General features: G+C 71.7%; 17 protein-coding genes. 5 read left to right on the top strand and 12 right to left on the bottom strand.

Going from position 1 to position 25,046, the window contains the following annotated elements; genetic code table 11:
• Window positions 1–10: 10 nt before the first annotated feature.
• From C5708_RS04610 to C5708_RS04600, 3 genes are all read right to left on the bottom strand, one after another.
• Window positions 11–1,789: a DUF2341 domain-containing protein gene (locus C5708_RS04610; protein ID WP_242918347.1), complete on the bottom strand. Its 1,779-nt coding sequence runs from the start codon at window positions 1,787–1,789 to the stop codon at window positions 11–13.
• Between the two features lie 3 nt (window positions 1,790–1,792).
• Complete coding sequence (locus C5708_RS04605) at window positions 1,793–3,403, bottom strand: ShlB/FhaC/HecB family hemolysin secretion/activation protein (protein ID WP_242918344.1); 1,611 nt, start codon at window positions 3,401–3,403, stop codon at window positions 1,793–1,795.
• Between the two features lie 334 nt (window positions 3,404–3,737).
• Complete coding sequence (locus C5708_RS04600; protein ID WP_242918342.1) at window positions 3,738–4,625, bottom strand: AraC family transcriptional regulator; 888 nt, start codon at window positions 4,623–4,625, stop codon at window positions 3,738–3,740.
• 158 nt (window positions 4,626–4,783) lie between these two features.
• Here C5708_RS04600 and C5708_RS04595 point away from each other — a divergent pair, with 158 nt between their 5' ends.
• Genes C5708_RS04595 through C5708_RS04580 form a run of 4 tightly spaced genes read left to right on the top strand, consistent with a single transcriptional unit; the run spans window position 4,784 to window position 7,723 of the window.
• The gene (locus tag C5708_RS04595) at window positions 4,784–5,440 is read left to right on the top strand and encodes an energy transducer TonB (protein WP_242918340.1); all 657 of its coding nucleotides are present in this window, start codon (window positions 4,784–4,786) and stop codon (window positions 5,438–5,440) included.
• Complete coding sequence (locus C5708_RS04590; RefSeq protein WP_242918338.1) at window positions 5,440–6,180, top strand: TonB C-terminal domain-containing protein; 741 nt, start codon at window positions 5,440–5,442, stop codon at window positions 6,178–6,180. The genes C5708_RS04595 and C5708_RS04590 overlap by 1 nt, the downstream gene beginning before the upstream one ends.
• 3 nt (window positions 6,181–6,183) lie before the next feature.
• A complete protein-coding gene (locus C5708_RS04585) occupies window positions 6,184–6,726 on the top strand; it encodes a sigma-70 family RNA polymerase sigma factor (RefSeq protein WP_242918336.1) in 543 nt (180 codons plus the stop codon).
• A 49-nt stretch (window positions 6,727–6,775) separates the two neighbouring features.
• Window positions 6,776–7,723: a DUF4880 domain-containing protein gene (locus tag C5708_RS04580; RefSeq protein WP_242918334.1), complete on the top strand. Its 948-nt coding sequence runs from the start codon at window positions 6,776–6,778 to the stop codon at window positions 7,721–7,723.
• Window positions 7,724–7,729: 6 nt separating this feature from the next.
• On the opposite strand, the gene C5708_RS04575 is transcribed toward C5708_RS04580, so the two are convergent.
• The 8 genes from C5708_RS04575 to C5708_RS04540 form a co-directional block, all read right to left on the bottom strand.
• Window positions 7,730–9,088: a peptide MFS transporter gene (locus C5708_RS04575; protein ID WP_242918333.1), complete on the bottom strand. Its 1,359-nt coding sequence runs from the start codon at window positions 9,086–9,088 to the stop codon at window positions 7,730–7,732.
• 106 nt (window positions 9,089–9,194) lie between these two features.
• On the bottom strand, window positions 9,195–10,712 hold the full coding sequence (locus tag C5708_RS04570; RefSeq protein ID WP_242918331.1) for an alpha/beta fold hydrolase: 1,518 nt from the start codon (window positions 10,710–10,712) through the stop codon (window positions 9,195–9,197).
• Between the two features lie 46 nt (window positions 10,713–10,758).
• A complete protein-coding gene (locus C5708_RS04565) occupies window positions 10,759–13,200 on the bottom strand; it encodes a M20/M25/M40 family metallo-hydrolase (RefSeq protein ID WP_242918330.1) in 2,442 nt (813 codons plus the stop codon).
• Window positions 13,201–13,424: 224 nt separating this feature from the next.
• A complete protein-coding gene (locus C5708_RS04560) occupies window positions 13,425–15,023 on the bottom strand; it encodes a serine hydrolase (protein ID WP_242918328.1) in 1,599 nt (532 codons plus the stop codon).
• Between the two features lie 34 nt (window positions 15,024–15,057).
• Window positions 15,058–16,485, bottom strand: coding sequence for a serine hydrolase domain-containing protein (locus tag C5708_RS04555; protein WP_242918326.1), 1,428 nt, complete (start codon window positions 16,483–16,485; stop codon window positions 15,058–15,060).
• Between the two features lie 52 nt (window positions 16,486–16,537).
• Window positions 16,538–18,190 (bottom strand): S41 family peptidase, encoded by a 1,653-nt coding sequence (locus C5708_RS04550; RefSeq protein ID WP_278253780.1) that lies wholly within the window; start codon window positions 18,188–18,190, stop codon window positions 16,538–16,540.
• 367 nt (window positions 18,191–18,557) lie between these two features.
• On the bottom strand, window positions 18,558–19,871 hold the full coding sequence (locus tag C5708_RS04545; RefSeq protein WP_242918520.1) for a serine hydrolase domain-containing protein: 1,314 nt from the start codon (window positions 19,869–19,871) through the stop codon (window positions 18,558–18,560).
• A 5-nt stretch (window positions 19,872–19,876) separates the two neighbouring features.
• Window positions 19,877–22,981: a TonB-dependent receptor gene (locus tag C5708_RS04540; protein WP_242918324.1), complete on the bottom strand. Its 3,105-nt coding sequence runs from the start codon at window positions 22,979–22,981 to the stop codon at window positions 19,877–19,879.
• A gap of 239 nt (window positions 22,982–23,220) precedes the next feature.
• Here C5708_RS04540 and C5708_RS04535 point away from each other — a divergent pair, with 239 nt between their 5' ends.
• Window positions 23,221–24,114: an alpha/beta hydrolase gene (locus C5708_RS04535; RefSeq protein WP_242918322.1), complete on the top strand. Its 894-nt coding sequence runs from the start codon at window positions 23,221–23,223 to the stop codon at window positions 24,112–24,114.
• On the opposite strand, the gene C5708_RS04530 is transcribed toward C5708_RS04535, so the two are convergent.
• Window positions 24,111–24,980 carry a DMT family transporter gene (locus C5708_RS04530; protein ID WP_242918320.1) on the bottom strand — a complete coding sequence of 290 codons (870 nt, stop codon included), beginning with the start codon at window positions 24,978–24,980 and terminating at the stop codon, window positions 24,111–24,113. The two genes, C5708_RS04535 and C5708_RS04530, sit on opposite strands and share 4 nt — an antisense overlap.
• Between the last annotated feature and the right edge of the window lie 66 nt (window positions 24,981–25,046).

The following is a 25,046-nucleotide window of genomic DNA, read 5'->3' as shown; positions in this document are numbered from 1 at the left end:
CCCCCTCCCCCTATTCGGCCGCGACGGCGGCGGCCGAACCGGTCCGCCCGGGGGTCTTGGGCGCGGGCGCCTCGACGTCCTGCCAGGTTTCGGCGATGCGCTTTTCGAGCTCGTCGACGAAGATCTGCTCGTCGGCGCTGATCTCTTCGATGCGGGAGAGCAGGTAGTTGTAGCCGAACAGGGCTGGGATCGCGACGCCGAGCCCGGCGACGGTGGCCAGCAGGGCGGCGGCGATGCCGGGGGCGATGGCGTTGATGTTGACGTCGCCGGCGGCGGCCACGGCGGCGAAGGTGATCATCACCCCGACCACGGTGCCCAGCAGGCCCAGGAACGGCCCGCCCGAGATGGCGATGGTCAGCAGCACCATCCACTTGTTCAGCTTCTGGCTCTCGCGCACCTGGCCGGCGTCGAGGGCCGAGCGGATGGCGGCGATCGACTGGGCGCGGATGGCGTAGCGCCCGCCGCCGGCCCGGCCTTCGGCGAGGCGGCGGTTCAGCTGGCGCTGGCCGATGCGGTAGAGGCGGGCCAGCGACGACGGCCCCTGGACCACGGCGGCCGGCAGTTCGGCCAGGCCGTCATGGTCGGAGCGCCCGGCGGCGGCGGCCTCGTAGGCCTCCAGGAAGTCTTCGTTGGCCGAGGCCGTCCGTCCCAGCATCAGGCCCTTGCCGATCATCACCAGCCAGCTGATCGCCGCCATCACCGCCAGCAGGACGATCACCACCCAGGCGTCGGGGGTCAGGGCCTTGACCAGGATGCCGAAATAGCCGTGGCCGTCCTTGTCGACCTGCTCGGCCTTGTCGAAGCTGGCCAGCTTGGCCCCCACGCCCTGGCTGGCCGCCGCCAGCTGGATCGCGCCCGGCGTCAGCGCGCTGCGGGCGATCTCGAACTCGTCGATCTCGCCGGCGAAGCCCTGGCCCAGGGCGACCTGGCCCGTCGACGGCCCCAGCGTCCCGGCGATCTCGCCGGCCGGCTTGCCGTCGATATAGAGCGTCGTGCGCCCCGCGTCCGAACTGACCGCCACGTGCGTCCAGCTGTCGGCCGCCAGCGGCTGGCCGGCCGCGACCCTGCGCCCGCCGGCCTCGACGAACACCGTCCCGCCGTCCAGCCCCACCGTCAGCGATCCCGGGGCCGAGAACAGCGTCCCGCCGCTCCCAGCCGCCGCCGGCTTGACCCACATCGACACCGTCGCCGGCGCGCTGAGCGCCAGCGCCGCCGGCAGGCCGATCCCCGCCCCGCCCTCGAGCTTCAGCGACTGGCCGATCAGCCCCGCGCCGTTGCGCGCGCCGCCGACGCTGCCCGTCACCCCCGAGCCGCTGGCGTCCTGCGGCGCTCCCGCCTCGGCGAAGTGCCACACCACCGCCCGGCCGCCGAACACGCCCTTGGCGTCGCCGCCCGGGCCGGCCTTGGCGTTGCCGTAATAGGCCAGGATCGGCGTCGGGCCGCCCGCCTTCAGGTCGGGAACCAGCACCCAGACCAGCCCGACCTCTTCGCTCGGGCTCCACTTCTCGATCTGGAACTTCAGCGGGGTCTTGTCGTCGCCCGCGTAGAACCGCAGGTCCGAGCCGTCCGGCTTGGCGTCCGTGAAGGTGAAGTTCCCGGAATGCAGCCGGATCAGCACCGGCGTCGTCCCGATCTCACCCGTCGCCCCGGCCTGGCCCGGCGTCAGAACGATCCGCGTCCGGTACGACCAACCGTCCTGCCAAGCCAGGGCCGGCGTGCAGATCCCAGTGAACGCGGCGGCGGCGATCAAGCCGGCCGCGGCCTTTTTCAAGCGGGCAGATAGCGTCATGGTCTAGAATTCCCCCCACATGCGGAAGCGAGTGAAGACATCGCCGGAGGCCGTGTCGGGCCCCGAGCGCAGCGGCACGCCGACATCGACGGCGCCGTTCAGGTAGTCGAAGAGCCGGACCCGCAGGCCGCCGCCCGCCGAGCCGAGGTTGTATTCGCTGCGCTGGCCGGCGAGCGGCCGGTGGATGCCGGCGACGCCCCAGTCGGCGAAGGCGTGGAGGCGCAGGTCGTTCAGCAGCGAGCCGCCCAGCGGAGCCAGCGGCGGCGACCGCAGCTCGACCTGGAGCGCCGCGCCGTAATCGCCTAGCGCCTCGGATTCGTAATAGCCGCGCACGGTCTCCATGCCGCCGAGGCTGAAGCCCTCGTTCGAGATCAGGGGGTCGGGCGCCCATTGGCCGACGCCGTGGAGACGCAGCTGGAAGTCCCGCCAAAGGTCGGCCGTCGCCGCGCCGTCGAGCTTGAGCGCGAAGAAGTTCGGGCTGGCGCCGAAGCGCTTGTAGTCGAACCGCGCCAGACCGTCGCCGAGGCCGCGCAGGCCGAACACGCCGGTGACCGTCAGGTTCGACTTCAGCCGCCCCGCCGACCAGTCGCCGCGCCAGCCTAGCGTCAGGGGCGCGTAGCGGATCGCCGCCCGGTCGCGGTCGGCGCCGAGGGCGACGTCCTCGCCGAAATTCTTGTAGTCGAGGCCGACGGTCAGGCTCTGATAGAAGCCCTCGCTGCGGCTGAGCGGGGCGATGAGGCGCACGCCGCCGAGATCGCCCTTGCCGACCACGCTGGCGCCGCCGATGACGCTGATGTCGCTGTCGGAATGGACGTAGTAGCCCAGCAGCTGCGCCGACCCCACGCGGGCCAGATAGTTGACCGACAGCACCGTGCCGTCCTTGGGCCGGCGCGGCGCGGTCTGGGTCGAGACCGACACGCTGTCGCCCCGTCCCCACAGGTTGTCGTAGCGCACCGACGCGGCGGCGCGCAGGTCCGTCGTCGAGGCCGAGCTGAAGTTGTTGAGCTCGGCGGTGGCGTGGAAGGGCGTGCGGTCCTCGACGTTGAGCACCACGTCGATGGTGCCGGGCGCGGCGCCCGCCTTGACCTCCGGGGTGATCCTGCGGTCGGCCGACACGTTGAGGGCGACGATGTCGCGCTGGACGTCGGAGAAGTTCGGCGCGCCGCCGGGACGCAGCGACGGAGCCCGCGACAGCACCCAGTCGCGGCTGGTGCGGGTTCCCCCGGCCACCTCGACCCGGCCGATGGTCTGCGACTGCGCCTCCAGGCGGATGATCCCGCCCTCGACCGACTGCTCGGGAATGGACACCGTCACGGCGCCGTAGCCGTGCTGCTCGAACGCCTTCTGCAGGGCGGCGCGGGCCTTCTCGATGTCGTCGGCGGTCCGGTCTGGCCCGGTGAACGGATAGACGGCGTCCTCGATCACCTCGGCCGGCAGCAGGGTCGCGCCCTTGACCTGGATGGCGCGCACTTCGAACCGGGCCGCCGCCTGCGCGCCGCCCTGGGCCTCGCCGGCCTCTACGGGCTGAGCTGCGACCGGGGCCGCCGCGGCGGTTCCCGCCAGAAGCGCCGTCGCGCAGGCCGACGCCCGCAACCAACTTCCAGTGTTCAACATCGAGCCCCCGGCAAACATCGCTCGACGCCCCCGCCGGCCCTGGCGGCGCGCCTAAGATGACGAGGCGGCTCTTGCCCTCGCGGGAAATTCCCAACAAGTCAAAATATCGGAAATGGATTTCGATTTTGGCTTTCGTGCGGTGAAAGCTTGCTTATATGTAATTTAAATGACAACTCACGTCGCACATATACGAGACAATATCGAACGAATGCGGCCAATAAGGCCGATAACAACTTCAATGAATCAACTATGTATAGAAACAACGAGACGACACGCCTTGACTTTACATCAAGGCGGCGGACGCCGTCGAATTTTCAACCGCCTTGGCGGCGGATCAGCGCCCCCTGGGCGCGAAGGCTCGCGCCCGGGTCTGGGTCGGCGTCTCGCCGAACAGCCGCTGATAGTTGCGGGCGAGCGTGGTGGCGGTGCGATAGCCCACGGCCTCGGCCAGCCGGGCGATCGACCGGCATTCCTCCGCGCTCCTCAGGCGGTCGCGAACCCAGCCCAGGCGCTCCCGCTCGACAAAGCGGGCGAGCGACATATCCAGGCAGGTCCTGACGTTGCGCTGCAGGGTCGGGAGGGTGACGCCGGCGATCCCGGCCAGCGCCTCCGCCGAACAGCGGCTTTCGGGATGGGCGCGCAGGTGGTCGACCGCCCGCATGAGCGAACGGGACACCGGGAAGCAGTCGTCGGGCGCCTCGCCCTTGAGGGCGCGAACCACGGCTTCGCCGAGCCTCAGGTCCAGCCCGGCCGGCTCGGGCGCGCCCTCGGCCGCGGCCAGGTCGCGAAGCTCGGCCAGCGCGGCGCCCAGGCGGGCGCCCTCGCCGTCCAGGCGGACCACGTGATCGACAGGCGCGAGCCGGCGCGGTTCGGCGAAGACGGCCGGGACCGCCCGCTGCACCAGACCGACGGGAACCCGCAGCAGGACCCCCGACGCGCCGGCGCTCCAAAGGCATTCGACCGCCTGCGGCCGGTTGAGGATCAGGGCCGCCCCGGCGGCGATGTGGCGCACGCCGCCGTCGACCACCACGACCGCCGCGCCGGACAACGGCGCGATCAGCCGCAAGGTCCGGGCGTTCGCCGCCAGCTCCAGGCGCCGGCGGCGGCCAAAGCGGCGCACGTCGCCGACGACCTGGCCGGCCTGCACGAACCGGGTCCAGTCCTCGGCCACGCCGAAGTCGGCGGCAGCAAGCTGCGGTTTGACGGTCTGAGAAGCACGCATCGGAGTCCCCCTTATTGCTACAGACGGAGGCCCCGCCGGTTTGCGAAGGACTTTTTTCGGGGAGCGTCCGGGCGGCGTGACAACGGCCGCGCCCGACCTCCGCTGTCATCAAGCCGCGACAAACTGCCCCTAGGTTCGCGGCCGAGAATGACAACCCGATGACCAAGGACGGCGGAACGCGCTGGATCGCCCTGCTCGGGGCGACCTCCCTGCATGTCGCGGTGGGGCTCGCCCTGCTGTCGGCGGCGGCGAACGGCGTTCCCTATCGCGGCCGCGCCGTCGAGGATTCCGGCCGGGCCATCCTGGTCGACCTGACGCCGGTCGTCCGCGCCGGCGACCACGCCGGCGAGGCTCCGGCCGCCAGCGAGGGCGGGCGGGCCACGCGGCAGGAGGCGTCGCGTCCCGCGAGCGGCGAGCGGCTCGCCAGCCCGGCCCCGGCCCGGAGCGCCGCCGGCCCCGCCGACCGATCGGATAGCCCTTCCGAGGCCCGCGCCGAAGCGACCCGCTCGACCGCCGACCTGCCCAGCGCCGAAATGCTGGCCTACCGCGCCCGGCTGCAGACCCACCTCGCCCGCTTCCGCATCTATCCCCCGGCCGCCCGCGGCGCCGGCGAACAGGGCGTCGCCGTCCTGCACTTCATCATGGACCGGCAGGGGCGCGTCATCGACGTCTGGATCGAATCCAGCTCCGGCGTGGCGGCGATCGACAACGAGACGGTGGCCGCCGTGATGCGGGCCCAGCCCCTGCCGGTGTTCCCGGCCGACTGGCCCGAGCGCCTGAGCATCAGCCTGCCGGTCGCCTTCAGGCTGGGCTGATGGACCAGATGCGAAGGCCGGCCCGCCCCGCCCAGGAATTCAAGGCGATCTGCGCGGCGGCGTGCCTGGCCGCGACCGCCGGCTGGACGCCCGCCCTCGCCCAGACGCCCGCGCGCCCGGGGCCGGAGCAGGACTACGACATCCCCGCTCAGCCGTTGAACGCCGCGCTCGCGGGCTTCGCCCGGACCAGCGGCGTCGATATCCTCTACGAGAACGCCCTGGGCGAGGGCCGCTTCTCCGCCCCGCTCAAGGGGCGGATGGCGCCGCAGGTCGCCCTGCGGGCCCTGCTGGCCGGCACCGGCCTGACCGCGCGCTTCACCGATCCCAGGGCGGTGATCGTGCACGCCGCCGGCGCGACCGCGCCTCGCGCGAGCGTCGACACCGCCGGCATGCCCGCCCTGCGCCTGGACATGGCCGAGGTCCGCGCCTCGGTGGTGATCGGCGCGCCGGACCGCGCCGCCTTCCAGCGCTACGCCCAGGCGGCCCAGGCCGACATCCAGTCGATCCTCGGCGAAGACCCGGCCCTGCGCGGAAAGGTCTTCCGGTTGAAGCTGGCGCTGACCGTCAGCCCGGCCGGCCGCATCGACCGCGTGACCTTGCTGCAGGGCAGCGGCGACGCCGGCCGCGACGACCGGGTCAGGCGCGGCCTGACCGGGCGGATGCTGCCGCCGCCCCCGTCCGGCCTGGCCGACGCGCTCTATTTCGAGGTCGCGACCGACCGCTTCGGGGCGCGGGGCTGAACGGTGAGCAACACCCGCATCCGCCTGCGCGCCACCCTGGTCGACCAATACGAGCGGCTGCGCGCCGGCCTGGCTTCGCGGCTGGGCTCACGCGACCTGGCCAGCGAAGCCCTGCACGAGATGTGGATCAAGCTCGCCGAGGGCGCCGACCTGGCCCCTGTCGCCGATCCGCCGTCCTATCTGTTCCGGGGCGCGCTGAACGCCGCCCGCGACCTGGAGGCGGCCCGGCGGCGAGTGCTCGGCCATGTCGAGATCCAGGCCATACTCGGCCTGGCCGACGACGCTCCCGGTCCCGACCGCGCCGTCGAGGCCAGGAGCGAGCTGGCGGCCCTGCAACGAGCGCTGAAGACGCTGAAACCCCGGCAGCGCGAGATCTTCCTGGCGGCGATCTACGAGGAGGTCGATCACGAGACGCTCGCCGCCCGTTACGGCGTCAGCGTCCGGATGATCCAGATGGAGCTGCGCAGCGCCATTCTTCATTGCGCGCGCCGCACGGCGCGAAAAAACCTTTTCGCGCGCGGGGCTCTGCGCGTGTCCAGAAAATAGGGAATGCTCCACGGAATGGATTTCGGACTGACGCGATGGGCGCTGAGCGATGGATAGCACGATAACGGCGCCGCCGGACGACGAGGCCGACCGGCTGCTCGGCCAGGCGGCCGACTGGCTGGTGACGCTCACCTCCGGCCGGGCGACGGACGACGACGCCCGCGAACTGGCCGCCTGGCGCGGCCGGAGCCCCGAACACGAGGCGGCGTTCCGCCATGTCGCCGGCCTGACCGGCCTGACGCGCGCGCTGGTCGACAACCCGCCGGCGCCGGCCGTCGGGCGACGGGCCGTGCTGGCCGCCGGCTCAGGGCTGTTCGCCGCCGCCGGCCTCTATGGACTGGTCCGCCCGCCGCTGGGCCTGTGGCCCTCCTACGCCGAGCTGACGGCCGACCGCCGCACCGGAGCGGGCCAGCGCACGACGTTCGCGCCCGCGCCCGGCGTCTCGGTGGAGATGAACTCGCGCACCAGCCTCTCCCTGGCCGATGGCGGCCGCGGCATGACCCTGGTCGGCGGCGAGGCGCTGGTCAGCGTCGGACCGGCCGCCGCGGGCGGCTTCGAAGTGCGCGCCGGCGGCGTGCGCGCGGCGGCGCAGGCGGCGGTGTTCAACGTCCAGGCCATCGGCGGCGAGATCGGCGTGGCCTGCGTCTCGGGCCAGGTGCGGTGCCGCCGCGCGGAGACCGGCTTCGCCCTGGGGCCCGACGAAGGGGTGACGGTGCGGGCGAACGGCGCGGTCGAGCGCGCCAGGATCAGGGCGGGCGTGGCGACCGCCTGGCGCGACGGGATGCTGGTGTTCGAGAACACGCCGCTGTCGGAAGTGGTCCGCCAGATCAACCGCTACCGCACCGGCGACATCGTGCTCGCCGACGCCGCCATCGGACGCCGGCCGGTCAACGCCGTGCTGCACACCGCCCAGATCGACAACGCCGTCAGCCAGATCCAGCAGTTGCTCGACCTCAAGGTCCGGCGCCTGCCCGGCGGCGTCATCCTGATGGGCTAGACGCGGTCAGGACCGCGGGGGCTTGGTGGGAAACCGGTCGTCGATCCGCGCCACGGCCCGCTCGAACCGCAGCAGGACGACGCCGGCGGCGGCGGCCGTCGCGGCGAGGATCATGAAGAACCAGCCGTGGTCGATGACCTGCCAGAGCGAGCCCAGCGCCCCGGCCAGCAGGTTCCCGAAGAACGCCGCCAGGAACCAGAGCGCGATGGTGGTCGCCGCCATGCCCGCCGGCGCGGCGCTGCCGAACAGGCCGAGGCCCACCGGCAGGATGAACAGCTCCCCGGCGGTGAGCAGGGCGAAGAAGGCGGCGAGCCAGATCCAGCTGACGCGGTCCCCGTGGGCGGCGAAGCTCGCGCCGGCGAGCACCAGATAGGACACCGCGACGATCGCCGCGCCGGTCGCCATCTTGCGCATGGTCGACGGCTCGCGGCCCCGACCGGCGGCGCGGGCCCAGGCCGCGATCAGCGGCGGGGTCAGAAGGAAGACCAGCATGGGGTTCAGCGACTGGAACCAGGTCATCGGCACCGACCAGCCGGCCGTCAGCCGCCGGTCGACGGCCTCGTCGGCCCACAGGGCGATGGTGTTGCCGGTCTGCTCGTAGGCGATGCGGAACAGCACCACGGTGGCGGCCACGCCGGCCAGCAGCAGGAGGCGTGCGACGGCCCCCTCCCCTTGCGCGCCGTCGCCGGCCTGCGCCTCGCGCGCCGCGCGGCCGCGCGGCGGGTCCGCCGGCAGATAGGGCTTGCCCGCCGCGTAGATCACCAGCCCGGCGAGCATGCCGATCCCGGCCGCGCCGAAACCCCAGTGCCAGCCCAGGAACTCGCCCAGCGTGCCGCAGACCAGCGGGGCCAGGAAACTGCCGAGATTGATGCCGACATAATAGACGTTGTAGGCGACCCCGGCGCGGGGGTCGCCGGGGCGGTACAGGCCCTTGACCTGGCTGGGCAGGCTGGGAAGGAACAGGCCGTTGCCGAGCGCGATCACCGCCAGGGCGGGATAGAGCAGCGCCTCGGAGGCCATCATGAAATGGCCGAGCGCCATGACCGCGCTGCCGATCAGCACCGCCCGCCGGCGGCCGAGCCAGCGGTCGGAGATCACGCCGCCGACGATGGGCGTGAAGAAGACCGACGCCGTATAGAGGCCGTAGACCAGCGAGGCGTGGCGCTGGTCGATCATCAGCTGCTTGGTCATGTAGTAGACCAGCAGGGCCCGCATCCCGAAGAACGAGAAGTTCTCCCACATCTCGGTGAGGAACAGCACGGTCAGGCCGCGCGGATGGCCGAACCAGGACTGCTCCGGGGCGACGGTCGTCGGGCTGACCGCCGACGCCGCCACATCCTCGCCCGTGCGTGACGCGGCTTCCATCGCGCTTGCCTCCCTGCGACCGCGAGGGACCGTCCCCGGGCATGCCCCTATGACGCGCGACCCGCCGCTGTCCCTACCTCTCGGGACGCGCGAACCTTGGCGCCGTTCAGCGGCCGGGCGGCGGGAACGACGGCGTCTGGAAGGTCGGGGCGGGGAGCGCGGTCTCGTCGGGCAGGCCCGCGAGGGCGCCGGTTCGCGCGAAGTCGAGGATCGGGCCGACGATCGGCGCGTCCTGGTCGAACAGCGCCGCCCTGGCCGTATGGCCGCCGCGATGCACCCGCAGCAGATGGCTGTTGGGGAAGTAGGGCACGAGCCCGAGGGGGTTCTCCATCGGCGTCGAGATGTCCCAGTCGCCATGGACGAAGAGGACCGGAATCTCGCTGCGGACCGGCGTGCGCAGTTCGTCGCCCATGTCAGGGGTCGGGATGAACGGCTTGGCCGCGAGATACCCGTCGAAGTTCCAGGCTCCCATGAAGGCCAGCCCGGGGTCCGAGCGCAGCAGGTGCTGGCGTTCGGGCGTGACGCCGAGGCTGATGTCGATCAGGGGGCCGATCAGGGCCTCGGGCTTGCTGCTGACCGCCCGCTCGCGGATCGCCTGGGCGGCGAGGCCCTCGTAATGGCCGTGATAGAGCGACAGGACCATGGCCGGCCAGACCTCCGGCGGCGACAGCAGCGCCTGCTGGAAGTCGCCCAGGCCCAGCACCACCGTCCGGGGCGGGCCGCCCGTCCCGTCCGTCGCCTCGACCGTGACCGGGGCCTGGGCCAGGCGGTCGCGGACGGCCCAGACCGCCGCCATCAGCCCGCCCGGCGGCAGCCAGGGGGCCAGGCGCGGGTCCTTGTCGGCCTCCCAGGCCAGGTGCTGGAGGGAGGCGAAGATGTGCGACGGCATGTCGTAGTGGTTGTTCAGGGGCTCGACGCCGGACAGGATGGCCCGGGTGACGATCTGCGGATGCCGGCGCATGACCGCCAGGCTCCATTGCGACCCGAAGCTCTGCCCCACCAGCACGATGCGCGGATAGCCCAGGGCCTGGCGCAGGGCGTCCACGTCGTCGGCGCAGGCGGCGATGGTGTAGCCGGAAAGGTCCTTGCCCGGATAGGCCGCGAGCCCCAGGCGGATGGCCGACAGCCACGCCTTGGTGTCCTCATGGATCGTCGATGGCCGGTCCAGCGGCGCGGCCGCCGGCCGCTCCCGATAGGTCAGCTGGTCGCCCCGTGTCGAAAAGCCCCGCTGGTCGATCAGCACCACGTCGCCGACGGCGCGGAACGGCAGCAGCATCTTGGTCACCCGCCGGCGCGACAGGGCCGAGCCGTCGTTTAGCCAGGCCACGTAGGAGCTGCCGGGTCCGCCCGGCAGGTGGAAGGTCGGCGCGCCTGCGGCGGGACCGGTCGCGCGGAAGCGGACGAACCCGACGCCGATGATCCGGCTGCGCGGATCGGCGCGGTTCTCGGGGACGTAGAGCGTGCCCAGTTCGTAGGGAACCGCCGCGCCGTCGCTGGTCGTGAACGTCCGCTGTTCGCTGACGATCGCGCCGGCCCTGGGCGTCTCGGCCGCCGCCGCCCGCGCCTGAGGCGCCCAAACCAGGGCCAGCAGCAAAGCCGCCGCCATCCAGACCCGCCCGATCATGTCCAACCCCTTCTTCCCGATTTCGCGACGCCGCCCGCGGCCAGGTTCACCAAGCATAGTTCAGGACGCGCTGGACGACGGTGGCGTCCGAAAGCCCCCAGGTCAGGAACGAGGCCGGCCTCGGCGGCAACGGCTTGTCGGCCGCGGGCGGCCCGTCGCGGAAATCCAGGGCGGTGACCTGCACCTCGCCGTGCGGCGGGGCGTCGAAACCGATGGTCACCCCGTCGGCCGGCGGGGCCGAATAGACCACCGCCACCCGGTTGAGCGAATATTCGGCGACCTCGCTCAGGGTATTGAGCGGCCTTCCGTTCAGGACGAGGTTGCGCAGCGCCTTGGTGGGCTGGATCAGGATCTTCAGCTGGCCGCCGCCGGGGCCGGGACGGACGCGGAGGACGACCTTGCTGGCCTGGCCCGCGGGCGTGGCGGCGCCGACGATCTCCGGGCCTGAGACCGCGACCGGCGCGGACGGGCCCAGCCAGATTTGGCCCGAGGCGACCAGCGGCATCTTGGCCTTGAAGGGATGCTCGCCCAGGGCGGAACGCGACCACGGGTCGAGCGAGCGCGTCGCGCTGGCCCGCCTATAGGCCCGGGCGTCGGCGTCGACCATGTAGAACAGCTGGGTCAGCCGGCGCGGCGAGGCCCCCGGCCAGTCCTGCAGCCCGGTCAGCGCCAGGAGCCCCGCCCCGAGGACGAGCAGGCCGAGCGCGCCGCGCCGTCCGGCCTGGCGGGCGCAGGCGGCGTAGAGGGCCGGACCGAGAACCAGCGCCGCCAGCGGCGCGAACAACGCCAGGATCTCCGGGACCACCGGCCCCATGAACAGGAAGAAGCCGCCGGCCCAGCAGCCGATCTGGGCGATCCCGGCGACGCCGGCGGCGGCGAGCACAGCCGCGCCCCGCGGCGAGGCCGGCTCCAGCCTGAAGGCGAGGACGATCACCGCCGCGCCCGCGGCGAGCAGCAGGGGCCAGTGGGCCAGGAAGGCGGCGGCGGGAACAAGGGCCTGAAGCACGACGCCGACCACGAGGGCGAAGACCAGGCCGCCGGCCCACAGCCCCGCCGCGCTGGTCGGCCGGCCGAGGCAGGCGACGGCGAGGCCGGCGGTCGCCAGGCCCACGACGGCGCCCGCCACGTCGAAGCCGACCAGGCTGCACGCCGCGCCGGCCAGCACGACGGCGACGGCCAGCGGCCATCGTCGGGCGCCGGCGGCCATCAGGCCCAGCACCCCGGCGACGATGGCCGCCGCGACCGCCGCCGCTCCAGCCAGCAGCAACGGATAGCGGGCCACCAGGACGTAGACCCGCTCGGGGCTCTCGCCGCCCAGGAAGCGGCCGCAAAGATGCAGGCCGAGCGCCGTCGCCAGCAGGATCAGCGCGGGCGCGCCGAAGCCGCGGGCCAGGTCGCCCCAGGCCAGTCGGCGGTCCCGCCGCATGAGAAAGACCGCCACGCAGGTCAGCCCGGCCGCGGCTGCGGTCAGCAGCCAGCCGACCCAGCCGGGATAGGCGACCAGCAGGCGCCCCATCAGGTCGGAATAGGTCAGGTCCGGCGCCTTGGCCGGCAGGGCGTCCGCGCGCGCCAGGGCCTGGACGACGGGCAGGACCTGGTCGCCCATGTCCTGCAGGCTGCCGGGGTCGAGGTGATCGGGCGTCGACAGCGAGGTGTGATAGGCGAGCTGGTCTCCGGCGAAGGCGAAGTTCAACCCGGCCATCCCCTGCTCCAGCACGGTGGTGAGGTCGGTGTCGTTGGGCATCACCCGGTAGAGGGCGGCCATCAGGGAGTTGGCGTTCGGCCTCGGCGACCGGGCCTGGAAGAGCCGGACCAGGGCGCCGGAGTCCCGGCTGGTCTCGAACATGGCCGTGCGGCCGGCGTCGCCGCGCACCTCCATGTTGATCACCACGCCCAGGCGTCGCGCGGCCGGATGGCCGGCCAGGAACGCCTGGACGCCGAGCAGCCCCGGCTCCTCGCCGTCGGTGAACAGGAAGATCACGTCCCGCTTGCGGTCCGGATCGGCCTCGAGGATGCGGGCGATCTCAAGCGAGGCGGCCACGCCGGCCGCGTCGTCCCCCGCCCCCGGCGTATTGGGCAGGGAGTCGTAGTGGCTCATGACCAGCACCGCCGGCGCGGCGCGATCCGCGCCCGGCAGCACCCCGACGACGTTGGTCACCGAGCCGGCCACCACGAAGCCCGGCTTGTGCTTGGCCGACGCCTGGATTCCCTCGGCCGACTGCGTCTCGGCGGGGATCCCCATCGCCCGCAGGCGCGAGAGGATGTGATCGCGCGCCCTGGCGATCTCGGCCGATCCGGTCGGGTGCGGGCTGGCCGCCACGGCGCGCACGTCGACCATAGCCCGCGCCGCCGAAAAGGCGGAAGGCGGCGCGTCGGCCCCCGCCGGCCGGGGCGTGGCCGAAGCCAGCCATGTCGCGACGACGCCGACCGCCACGGTCAGCAGGACGATCCAGGGGCGATGGGCCGCGGCGGGCGGGTTCTCGGTCATGGGCTTGGAAACTCCTTGTCACGGCGCTCGAGCGATCGGCCCGCCGCACACGCTCGCGCGTCGCCGCGCCAAGCGGCTCCCTGGGTTCGGCCCGGCGGAGGCGTTCGGAATCCGAGACCGCCCGGCGGGCGCCCCCAGGGCCCCTCTCCGGGCATGACGATCTGGCCGGCGAAGTCCCTACCCGTCCGCGGAAGGATGAATGACGGGCCCCTTGGCCGACGCCGTCAGGGACGCGGGCGGACCGGCCGGAAGTCCAGGTCCTGGTAGTCGTAGCTGAAGTCCGCCTGAGGCGAGACGGCCTTCATGGCCACCCGCTCGACCTCGCCGTCCGCCCCCCGGAAGAAGGTCACGAAGGCCGGCTCGATCGACTTGTCCCGCCAGCGGGCGATGAAGGTCTCGTATCGCCACGGCTCCAGGTCGCCGACCATGCCCGGCGTCGACTTGAAGTCGATGGTCAGTCCGCCGCCCGCCTTTCCGACGACCATCCGCCCGTACCACGGGTCGACGTAGTCGCCGGCGTAGCGGGCGGGCGGCAGGCCCGGCCCGGCGTCCGCCCGACGGGCGACCTCGGGCGGCGTGGCGGCGACGGCCGCGACCGCCGCCGCGGTCTGGCCCGCCTTGATCCTGCCGAGGATCGCCGGCCAGTCCGCCGCCGGAAAGCCGAGATAGTGGTCGAGCAGCTCGTACATCAGGCCGCGCGTAACCACGCCTTCCTCGGCGTTGAGCATCAGCGCGAAGCCGACGTCCTTTTCGGGGATCAGCACCACCACGGCGCGATAGCCGTCGACGCCGCCGTCGTGCCAGACGATCTTGTGTCCCCGCCAGTCGCGGACCTCCCAACCCAGGGCGTAGGTCAGGAACTGCGGCTCGGCCGCCGCCGCGGCCGCCGGCGGCCGATGGATCGGGATCAGGGTCTGCGGGGTCCACATCTCCCGCGACGCGGCGTCGCTGAACAGGCGCCCGCCCTCCGGCAACCGGCCATGGCCGAGCTGGATCTGGATCCAGCGGCCCAGGTCCGACGCGCTGACGGAGACCCCGCCCGCCGGCGCGGAGCTTTCGGCGGAGCCCTGGCGCTCGTCCAGCACCTCCTGGTCGCCCTGGCCGCGCACGGCGCCGTTCAGGCGGGCGTGCGGCTGGGCCCGGTTGGCGGTGCGGAAACGGTCGGCGTCGTCGGCCGTCGAGACCGTCATCCCGGCCGGCCTAAGCAGGCGCTCCTGGGTGAACCGCTCCCAGGTCTGGCCCGTGACCGCCTCGATGAGCTGACCGGCGGCCATGTAGAGCACGTTGTCGTAGGCGTAGCCCGAGCGGAAACTCGTGGCCGGCTTGATCCAGCGCAGCCGGCTCACCGCCTCGGCCCGGCTGAGCGAGCTGCGCGGGAAGAACAGCAGGTCTCCCGCCCCCAGGCCAAGGCCGCTGCGATGCACCAGCAGGTCGCGCACGGTCATCTCGCGCGTGACCCAGGGGTCGTACATCTGGAAGCCCGGCAGGCGGTCGACGACCTTGTCGTCCCAGCCCAGCCGCCCCTCGTCCACCAGCAGGGCGAGGTCGGCCGTGGTGAACGCCTTGCCGGCCGAGGCGATGGGGAAGATGGTGTCGGCGTCCACCCGCTCCGGCGCTCCAAGGCGGCGGACGCCGTAGCCCCGCGCGAGCGCCACCTTGCCGCCCTCGACGATCACCGCGCCCATCCCCGGCGCGCCGCTGGCCCTGAGCAGGGCCTCGACGCGATCGTCGAACCCCGCCGGCGGCGCGGCCGCCGCCAACCCCGCCAGCGCCCCGGCCAGGATCAGGACCAGAAGCGGCAGGAAAACGAGGGCCTTCGCCATCGGCGATGTCGGGATGCTGCGCATGTCGGCGGGCCTACAGCTTGCGGAACTCGAAGCCCTCGAACGTCAGGCCGACGATCCGGCCCGCACCGTCGCGGCGCAGCTGCAGGCGCGTGCGGCCGGCGCCGAGAACCTCGTCGCCGAAGGACTCCAGCGGCCCCAGGCGCTGCCGGTGCGGTCCCATCCGCAGCACCAGCCCGCCGCCCTCGGCGGCGATCACGTAGCGGCCGTCGATCTCGTCGTTGTAATAGACGCCAGGCGCCTGGCTGAGGATGGCGGCCGGGATCGGCTCGCCCTTGGCGGCGGCCGCCGGCTTGCCCGGCTCCTCGGGCTTGGGCTCGGGCTCGACGTACTTGTCGGCCAGCATCAGGTCGGCCAGGGCGTCGGCGACCGCGGTGATCCGGAACATGTGGTTGCACAGCAGCGCGATGCTGATCTGCTGGTCGGGGTAGCGGGTCAGGTCGGCCATGAAGCCCAGCTCCTTGCCCGGATGGCCCATATAGGTCAGGCCCCGCCGCTTGCCGAGATTGAGCCCGCCCACATAGTAGACGCCCGGCTCGGCGGTCACCGGCTGACCGTTCTCGAACTTGCCCACCCGCAGCATCTCGGCCTTGACCGCCGGACGCCAGACCTTGCCCCGATAGAAGTCGGCGTCCCACAGCGCCAGGTCGCGGACGGTGGTGTAGACGGCGCCGTCGCCGGTGCCCTCGAACTGGCTGACCGCCATGCGGAAGCCGCCCCTGGGGTCGCGGAGATAGCCGGAGGCGCGGTCGGGGACCACCTCGCCGAGGTCCTCGTGGACATGGGTGCGGGTCATGCCCAGCGGGCCGAAGATGTTCTCCTGCTCGAACCGTCCCAGGCTCTGGCCCGACACCCGCTCGACGATGCGCCCGAGCAGGAAGTAGCCGGAATTGCTGTACTTCTCCTGGGTTCCCGGGGGAAATTCCAGCGCCTTCAGACCGGTGATGACCGAGTAGATCTCGTCGCGGCTCACCGGGTCGCGCTGGGACAGTCCCCTGATGAACAGAACGTCGAAATAGTTCCTGATCCCGCTGGTGTGGTTGATCAGCTGGCGGATGGTGATCGGCGTCCCGTAGTCGGGCATCTCCGGCAGGGTCTTGCGGATGTCGTCGTCCAGGCTGAGCTTGCCCTGTTCGGCCAGGATGATGGCCGACATCGCCGTGAACTGCTTGGAGACCGAGCCGATGTCGAACACCGTGTCCGGGCTGATCGGGACCCGGTGCTCGACGCTGGCGTAGCCGTAGCCCTTCAGCGCCACCGGCTCGCCGTGGCTGTAGATGCCCAGCGCGCAGCCCGGCCCGTCCTTCGGCAGGGCCGCGAACGCCGCGTCGACGCGGCCCATGTCGGGGGCGGCGCCGGCGGCCTGGGCGGACGCGGTCAGCGCGGCGGCGAGGACCGCGCCCAGCGCGGTGGAAATCAGATGCCTGGTCACGGTCTTCACGACGCTCTCCAATGGTGGACCCTGGCCGAGGCCGGGCCGGCTTTCGACCCGGTCAGGGCCGCTGATAAACGGGATAGGACGGCGGCGCGGGCTGGGCCGTCCGGCGCCCGCGCAGGGCTTCGAGCGTGACCTCGACCGCCTTCTGGAGCTGGGGATCGCCGCCCGCCGCCACCGAGGCGGGATCGTTCTCCACCTCGTAGTCGGGGGTGACGCCGTGGTTCTCGACCTCCCACTGGCCGTTCAGGCCGTAATGGGCGTGGTAGGGGGTGGCCAGGCCCATGCCGTCCAGCAGACTGGGGCCCGAGCCGCCGACCAGGCCGCCCCAGGTGCGGGCCCCGACCAGGGCGCCGACATGGCCGGTCTTGAACATCCACGGCAAGGCGTCGCCGCCCGAGCCGGACATCTCGTTGGTGATCATGGTCTTGGGGCCGTAGATCTGGGCCGCCGGCACGCAGTAGCCGCCGGACGCCCGCGTGATCGCGCAGTTGCGCAGCGGCCGCTCCATCATGTCGACGATGTAGTCGGCGAACCGCCCGCCGGTGTTGAAGCGCGCGTCGACGATGGCCCCCGCCTTGCCGACCTGGGAGAAATAGAAGCGGTTGAAGTCGGCGAAGCCCTCGTCGGCGGTGTCGGGCACGCGGACATAGGCGATCTGGCCGTTGCTCAGCGCATCGACCTTGCGGCGATTGTCCTCGGCCCAGGCCCGGGCGCGCAGTTCATATTCGTCGTTGATCGGGACGACGGTCACCTCCCGCGCGGCCGCGCCCTCGGGATCGGCGGCGATCTTCAGCCGCGTCGGCCGGCCGGCCGTCCCCTCGAACAGGGCGTAGAGGTCCATGCCGGCGCGCAGGTCCTTGCCGTCGACAGCGAGCAGATAGTCCCCCGCCTTCACATTCAGGCCGACGCCCGCCAGCGGCGCGTAGTTGTCGGGGTTCCATTCCTCGCCGTCATAGATCCGGTCGATGCGGAACCGGCCGTTCTCGACCTTGTAGTCCGCGCCGAGCAAGCCGCCGCGCCGCCCGTTCGGCGGATGGAAGTTGAAGCTCTCCACCGCCATGTGGCCGATGGTAAGGTCGCCCAACATTTCGCGGAACAGGTAGATGAGGTCGTCGCGGCTGCCCGCCGCCTCGACGAACGGCGCGTACTTCTTCTGGGTCGCGGCGAGGTCGAGGCCGTGCAGGCCGGGATCGTAGAAGAAGTCCCGCTCGTAGCGCCAAGCCTCGCGGAACATCTCGCGCCATTCCTGGCGGGGATCGACCTGGATCTCCAGGCCGGTCAGCTTCAGCGCCGTCGGCTGGGCGCCGGCCGGCGCGCCGGCGTCGACCAGGAACCAGCGGCGGCCGGCGCGATAGAGCCCCTTGGCGCCGTCAGGCGTCAGCGTGATCCCGGCCGTCCGCTCGGCGATCAGTTCGAGCTTGCCGGAGGCAAGCTCGAACCGCTTGATCTTGAGGCCGTTGCGGCCGCCGGAGCGGGGCTGGATGATCGGTCCCTCCTCCAGGACCAGCACGCCGGCCTTGCCGGCCTGCAGGCCGGCGTAGTTGGCCGCGGCGATCGGCAGCTGGGTGATCCGCCGGTCGAGGCCGTCGAGGTCGATGCGGAACGGCCCTGCCGGCCGTAGGGCCTCGGCCGCCCGCTCGCCCAGCGGCGACGGCGCGTCCTTTCGCAGGACGGCGGCCCAGATCGTGCGGGTGATCGGGTGGTTCATGCCCGACATGTCCTGGATGGTCAGGGACAGTCCGAGGTCGGTGCTGACGGCGAAGGCCAGCAGGCCGCCGCCTGCCTCGAAGACCGGCCAGCGGGCGTCGGCCAGGCCGTCGGTGACCTGGACGCTGCGGCCCGTCTCCAGCGAATGCAGCCAGACGGCGTGCATGCCGCTGGCCAGCGGCTTGGAATAGGCCAGCCAGCGGCTGTCCGGCGACCAGACCGGCGAGGCCGTGTGGACGTCGACCTTGGTCGAGGCGCCCGTCAGCAGGTCCACGCACCACAGGTTCTCCCAGGCGTCGCCGACGATGCCGTCGACCTCGCCGCGATAGGCGATCCACTCGCCGTCGGGCGAAAAGACCGGATGGGCCTCATGGCCGGCGCTGGTGATCTGCCTGGCCGTCCCGCCCGCGCGGGGCACGCTCCACAGGTGGTCGGCCCAGGCGAAGACGATCTGGTCGCGGTTCAGGGTCGGCGACTGGGCCAGCGGCGTGATCGGGCCGGCGAACGCGGCGCCGGCCGCCAGGGCGACGGCGGCGGCCAGCCATGACGCGCGTTTCAGACCCATCTTCTTTCCCTTTGTCGTTCCGATTGAAAGCTGTTGAAGCCGTGTCGTGGTCAGGCCCATGGCGCCAGGCCGCCCCAGGCCCCGAGCAGGACCGCGAAAACGAGGAAGACGCACGCCGCCGCCCCGCGCCCCAGCCGTTGACGCCCTCGGGCGCGTGCATGATCGGCGTGCGGAAGGCGGCGGCCGTCTGCGGCCCGAAGACGCGGACGCCGTCCAGCGTCCCGCCGGCCAGCAGCATCTGCATGTAGCGCGCCATGTCCGGCGCGGTGGTCGAGGCCGAGCCCGCCGGAGCGTTCTGGCTGATGTATTCGAACCCCATCGGCTTGTAGCCGCCGTCCTTCCAGAGGAAGCCCGTGGCGCCCCGCACCGCCAGCGCCGCCGGCATGGGGGCCGGCAGCCCGGCGCGCGTCGGATAGGGCTCGCGGAAGGTGGTGCTGGTCATGCCGAGCGGCCCGGTGAGGTCGCGCTCGATCAGGTTCTCGAAGCCCACGCCCTCCAGGCGGGCGACCATCAGGCCGGCCAGCGAGGCGGCGTAGTTGGAATAGCTGGAGAATAGGCCGGGCTCGCGCACGCGGTCGGGCCGGTGGCTCCGGATCTCCTCGGCCAGGGGGAGGATGCGCGCGGGGTCCGGGGCGCCGATGTGGCTGCGCTCGGCGACCGCGAACCCGGTCGAATGGCCCATCAGGTCGAGGACGCGGATCGGATGCTTGAAGCCCTGGTCGGGGATCTTCATGTCCGGCGGCAGGTAATCGTTGACCGGCGCGTCGAGCCGGACGCGGCCCTTCTCGACCTCGCGCATCAGGGCGATCCAGGTGAAGGTCTTCGAGATCGAGCCGATGCGGAACAGGTCGCGCTGGGCGTCCACCGGCCGCCCTGGGCTGGACTGGCCGTAGCCCTTCACCAGCACCACCCGGCCGCCCTGGACGATCGACACGGTGACGCCGGCGACGTGGTCGGTCGCCATCCCGTCGGCGACGACGCCATCGACGAACCGCTCCAGTTCCAGCGGCGGCGCCGGGCCCGCGAGGGTCGGCGCCGCCGCCGCGGGAACAGCGAGCAAGGTCAGGCAGGCTGAAAGCCCCGCCAGCAGCCCGGTGAGGCCGGCCGTCGCCCGCATCGCGCTCACCACGACTTGCGCAGCGTCAGGCCGAAGACCCGCCCGCGCGGGCTGGCCATCTCGGGGTCGTAGCCCGTCGAGGCGTCGTGGTTGTTGACGAACGGCGGGTCCTCGTCGAACAGGTTCTCGACGTCCAGCGTCACCAGCAGGCCGTCGAGCGACTTGCGCTCGCTGCGGACCCTATAGGCGAAATGGGCGTCGACGGTGTTCCAGGCCGACACCTTCTGGTTCTTGTAGGGATTGACGTAGCCGCCGACGTGGTTGAGGGCGAACTGCGCCGCCAGGGGGCCCTTGCTCCAGCCGATGGTGCTGCGCGAGCGCAGGCTGACCGGGTTGCTCATGGTGTCGAGCAGGTCGAGCGCCTCCCCGCCGCCCCGGCTGATCTTGTAGGTGGTGATCAGGGTCAGGGCCTCGGCGAAATCGAGGTCGCCGAAGCCGGTCTGGAGACGATAGGACCCGCTCAGGTCCCAGCCGTCGGTCTGCACCGTTCCATAGTTGGACAGGCCGACGTGCATGATGGCGTAGACGTTGGCGGCCGGCAGCTGGTTGTTGGGAAAGCCGGGCAGGAAGGCGCCGACCGCGCCGGCGTCCTTGAACAGGCCGTTCGGCAGCCCGACCGAACCGGCCTTGTTCGCATAGATGGCGTCGAGCACCGCCTGGCTGGGATGCAGGCCGAGCACGATGCCCGGCGTTCCCGAACCTGCCAGGGCGCTCTGAATCTCAGGCGTGCTCGGCGCAAGGATGCGGTTCTTGTAGTCGATGTTGAAATAGGTGGCGCTGAACTTCAGCCCTGGCACGGCCTCGGGCTGGAAATCCACGCCCGCGCTCCAGGTGTCGGCCGTCTCGGGCTTCAGCGCGCTGTTGCCCGCGTCAGCCAGATAGACGACCCAGGAATAGCCCGGTGCAAGAGTGAAGGTGCTCGGATCGCCCGGGACCGCGCCGGCGTTGGGCACAGGCCGCAGGTAGTAGGCGTTGGCGGTCGTGTCGAGTTCGACAAGGCGCGGCGCGCGGAACGAGGTTCCCCAGCTGCCCCTCACCGTCAGGCCCTTGGCCGGCTGCCATTGCAGGGCGACCTTGGGGTCCGAGGTCGAGCCGAAGTCGCTGTAGTCCTCGAAACGCTCGGCCAGGGACAGGTCCAGCTTCTGAACCAGCGGCAGAGCGTTGTCGGCCCCGACCAGGGGAACGGTCAGTTCGGCATAGGCCGCCTTCACGGTGCGCTTGAACGCCCCCACGCCGAAGCCGTTGTCGGAAAACGCCGTCACGGTCTCAGGCAGCAGGCTTGTGGTGTCGTCCACCCGCGCACTTTCGTACCGCTCCTTGCGCCAGTCGGCGCCGACGGCCATGCGCACGGTTCCGCCGGGAAGGTCGAACAGCGGACCGCTGGCCGAGACCGACAGCGAGCTGACGTCGTAGACTTGGCGGTTCCGGGTGCTCCCTTGGACATAGGCCAGGGTCTGCGGATCGGTGAACGAGCCGTCGCCGAACGGGTTGAAATAGGGCAGGCCAGCGGGGTGCGGCCCGGCGGCGGGGTCGCCCGACGCGACGCCGAGGCGAGCCGTGTTGACCAGGCCGAGGCCGCGATTGACGAGGTGGTCCTGTCCCGTCGTCCCGGATAACTCGCCGCTCCACTTGAACGGCAGGTCGAAGTCGAAGCCCGCGGTGACCGTATAGTTCTGCGAAACCCCTTCGGTGCGGTTGTTGAAGTCCTTGACGAACGAGTAGTTGACCGTCTCGGAAGCCGCCGAGCCTGGGACGCCCGCAATGAAGTAGGGATTGGCCGTCCCGACGATGATCGCCTTGGCGTCGGCCCGGTTGCGGATGTCGAAGGTGCGCCGCGAATAGAGGCCGTCGGCGAAGAAGCGGATCGTCGGCGTCAGCGACTGCTCGAATGACGCGACGAAGCTGTTGCGCTCCTGGCTCGGCAGGAGATCGGACGAAAGCTGCGGGTCGAACTGGTTGACCTGACCGACCAGCAGCTGCGACGCGGTGAGGTTGCGGCCGTTCTGGCCGTGCGGAATGGCGGCGTAGGGCGCGCCGCCGACCATCACCGTGCCCGGATTGCCGGCGTAGAGGGACCCTGCCGAGATGGGCAGGAAGTTGTCACCGCCCAGGCTGGTCAGGTCGGTGCGGGCGTAGTCTCGCTTGCTGGCCGCCAGATGGGTGCGGCTATAGTATTCGTAGGACAGCATGGCGCTGCCGCCTTCCCACGCCTTGCCGATGGTCTGGCTGGCCTGGTATTCGTGAAAGCCGTCGCCCATTCCGTAGTGAAGGGTCGTGTCGGCGCCGTCGAAGCGCTTGCGCAGCACGAAGTTGACCACGCCGCCGACCGCGTCGGAACCATAGAGCGCCGAGGCGCCGTCGGGCAGCACCTCGACCCTGTCGACCGCCGACACCGGGATCTGCGAGACGTCGACGAAGGCTCCGCCCGAGGCCGGGGCGACCCGGCGGCCGTTGACCAGCACCAGGGTCGATTCCGCGCCCAGGCCGCGGATGTTCACCGCCGAACCCGCGCCATTGTTCTCGACCTGGCCCTGGCCGCGATTGCTGCGGACGCCGTCCGACGTGCCGATGGTCTGGACCGCCGGGACGATCTTCAGCAGGTCCGCCATGTTGGCGCGGCCGGCCGCGACGATCTCGTCCCGCCCCATCGCCAGCAGTTCGGAGCCGATCGGCGCCTGGCCCTTGATATGGGTGCCGGTGATCAGCACCTCGGACAACTGGGTCACCTCGTCCGGCTTCTCACCGGCGGCGTCGAGCTCGGCGGCGACGTTGTCGCCCGCCGGCGTCACCTTGACGGCGCTGGCGCTGACGAACTCGCTCTTCAGGCCGGTGCCGGCCAGCATCGTCGCCAGCGCGGCCCGCACCGTGAAATCGCCCTGCACCGCCTTGCCGACCTTGCCGGCCACCAGCCCAGACGGCGCGGCGATCGAGATGCGGGCCTGACGGCCCAGCTCCAGCAGGCCGGTCGAAAGCGGCTGCGCCGCTATCGAATAGTGAGCCGTCGCCTCCTGAGCGTGCGCGACGGCCGAGCCGGCCAGTCCGATCAACAGCGCCGAAACCCCCGCCGCACCGGCCAGACCGCCACGTGCGGTTCGAAACGTCCTGGGCATGCCCCTCTCCCTTTATCGTTTGTGCATGCTTGGACGTCTTGAGGTGCGTTTCGCCCTACCCCCGGATCGACAAATTTCTGACACATCGGATCAATCGGGCCTGCGCCGCCGCGTTTCGGGACCGGCCGCCGCCGCAGCTAAACCTGGGCGGGTGCGAAAGCCTATATTACCCGGCTGATATTGATCATATTTGATCCGGGTGTTAATTCGCCCCTATCAGCCGGACCAACGGAACGACCATGAACATCCTGACCGCCCACGGCGTCGACCTGGCCTATGACAGCTTCGGCGAGGACGGCGACGAGACCATCCTGCTGATCGCGGGCCTGGGAACCCAGATGATCCGCTGGACGACCCCGTTCTGCCGGGCGCTGTCGGCGCGAGGCTACCGCGTCGTCCGCTTCGACAACCGCGACGCCGGCCGCTCGACCCATTTCGCCGACCGCCCCACGCCCGATTTCGCCGCGCTGGCCGCGACGCTCATGGCCGGAGGACGGCCGGATGTCCCCTACCACCTGGAGGACATGGCCGCCGACGCCGTCGGCCTGCTCGACGCCCTGTCGATCGATCGGGCGCACCTCGTCGGCCGCTCCATGGGCGGCATGATCGCGCAGGTCGTCGCCAGCGCGCGTCCGGAGCGGACGCTGTCGCTCACGTCCATCATGTCCAGCACGGGCGATCCCGCCCTTCCGCCGGCCGCGCCGGAGGTCATGGCGATGATGACGCGCCCCGCGCCCGATCCCTTCGAGGACGAGGCCGGCTTCCTGGAGCACAGCCTGGCCTTCGCGCGGCGCATCGCCGGCTCCGGCTTTCCGTTCGATCCGGAGGCCCACCGCGCCCTCGTGCTGGAGGAACTCCGCCGCGGCTACGATCGCGGCGGGTTCGGGCGCCAGCTCGCCGCCATCGCCGTCGCCGGCGACCGACGGGCCAAGCTGGCGGCGGTCGCCGCGCCGACCCTGGTCATCCATGGCGCCGACGATCCGCTGATCCTGCCGGCCTGCGGCGAGGACACGGCGGCCTCGATCCCAGGAGCCGAATTCATGCTGGTCCCCGGCATGGGGCACGACCTGCCGCCGGCGCTCTATTCCGCGGTCATCGACGCCGTCGACCGCACCGCGCGGCGCGCGGCCTAGGCGAACCGCCGGGCCAGGGCGACGCAGAGCACGACGAGGCCGGTCGCCACGATCATGGTCCAGGCCACCGGCTCGTGCAGCAGCAGGCCGGCCAGCGCCAGGCCAAGGAACGGCTGGAGCAATTGCAGCTGGCCGACGCTGGCGATGCCGCCGAGCGCCAGCCCCCGGTACCAGAACACGAAGCCGACCAGCATGCTGAACACCGAGACGTACATCAGGCCGAGCCAGGCCGGAACGCCGACGCCCGTCCACGAGGACGGCAGGGTCATGGCCGCGAGCGCCAGCATCAGGGGCGCGGCGAGAACCAGCGCCCAGGAGATGACCTGCCAGCCGCCGAGCCGGCGCGAGAGCTTCGCGCCCTCGGCGTAGCCGAGCCCGCACAGGACGACGGCGGCCACCATCAGCAGGTCGCCGGCCGGAGAGGCCGCCCCGCCGTTGGACAGGGCGAAGGCGACGATGATGGCGCCGCCCAGGCCAGAGCACAGCCAGAACAGCGGCCTTGGCCGCTCGCCGCCCCGCAGCACCCCGAAGATCGCGGTGGCCAGGGGCAATAGACCGATGAAGACGATCGAGCGCGCCGAGTTGATGTGCTGCAACGCCAGCGCCGTTAGCAGCGGAAATCCGATCACCACGCCCACGGCGACCACCGCCAGCGAGGCGAGGTCCTCGCGCCCCGGGCGCGCCTGGCGCCACAGGGCGAGCAACGCCGCCGCCAGCGCCGCGGCGATCACCGCCCGCGCCGAGGTCAGGAACAGCGGCGAGAACCCCGCCACGGCGACGCGCGTCGCCGGCAGAGAGCCGCTGAAGATCACCACGCCCAGGAGGCCCGCGCCCCACCCTTCGGCCGATTGCTTGACGTCGCTCATCGTTCCTCGCTTTCCGGGCGCGAGGATAGGCGGCGCCGGCTGGCCACGGCAGCTACAGACCCATAC

The sequence above is a fragment of the Caulobacter sp. CCUG 60055 genome (genome assembly GCF_022750545.1).
Lineage (GTDB): Bacteria > Pseudomonadota > Alphaproteobacteria > Caulobacterales > Caulobacteraceae > PUIC01.
Note: the sequence above shows the minus strand (reverse complement) of the source record. Positions and strands in the feature narration are given on the sequence as shown.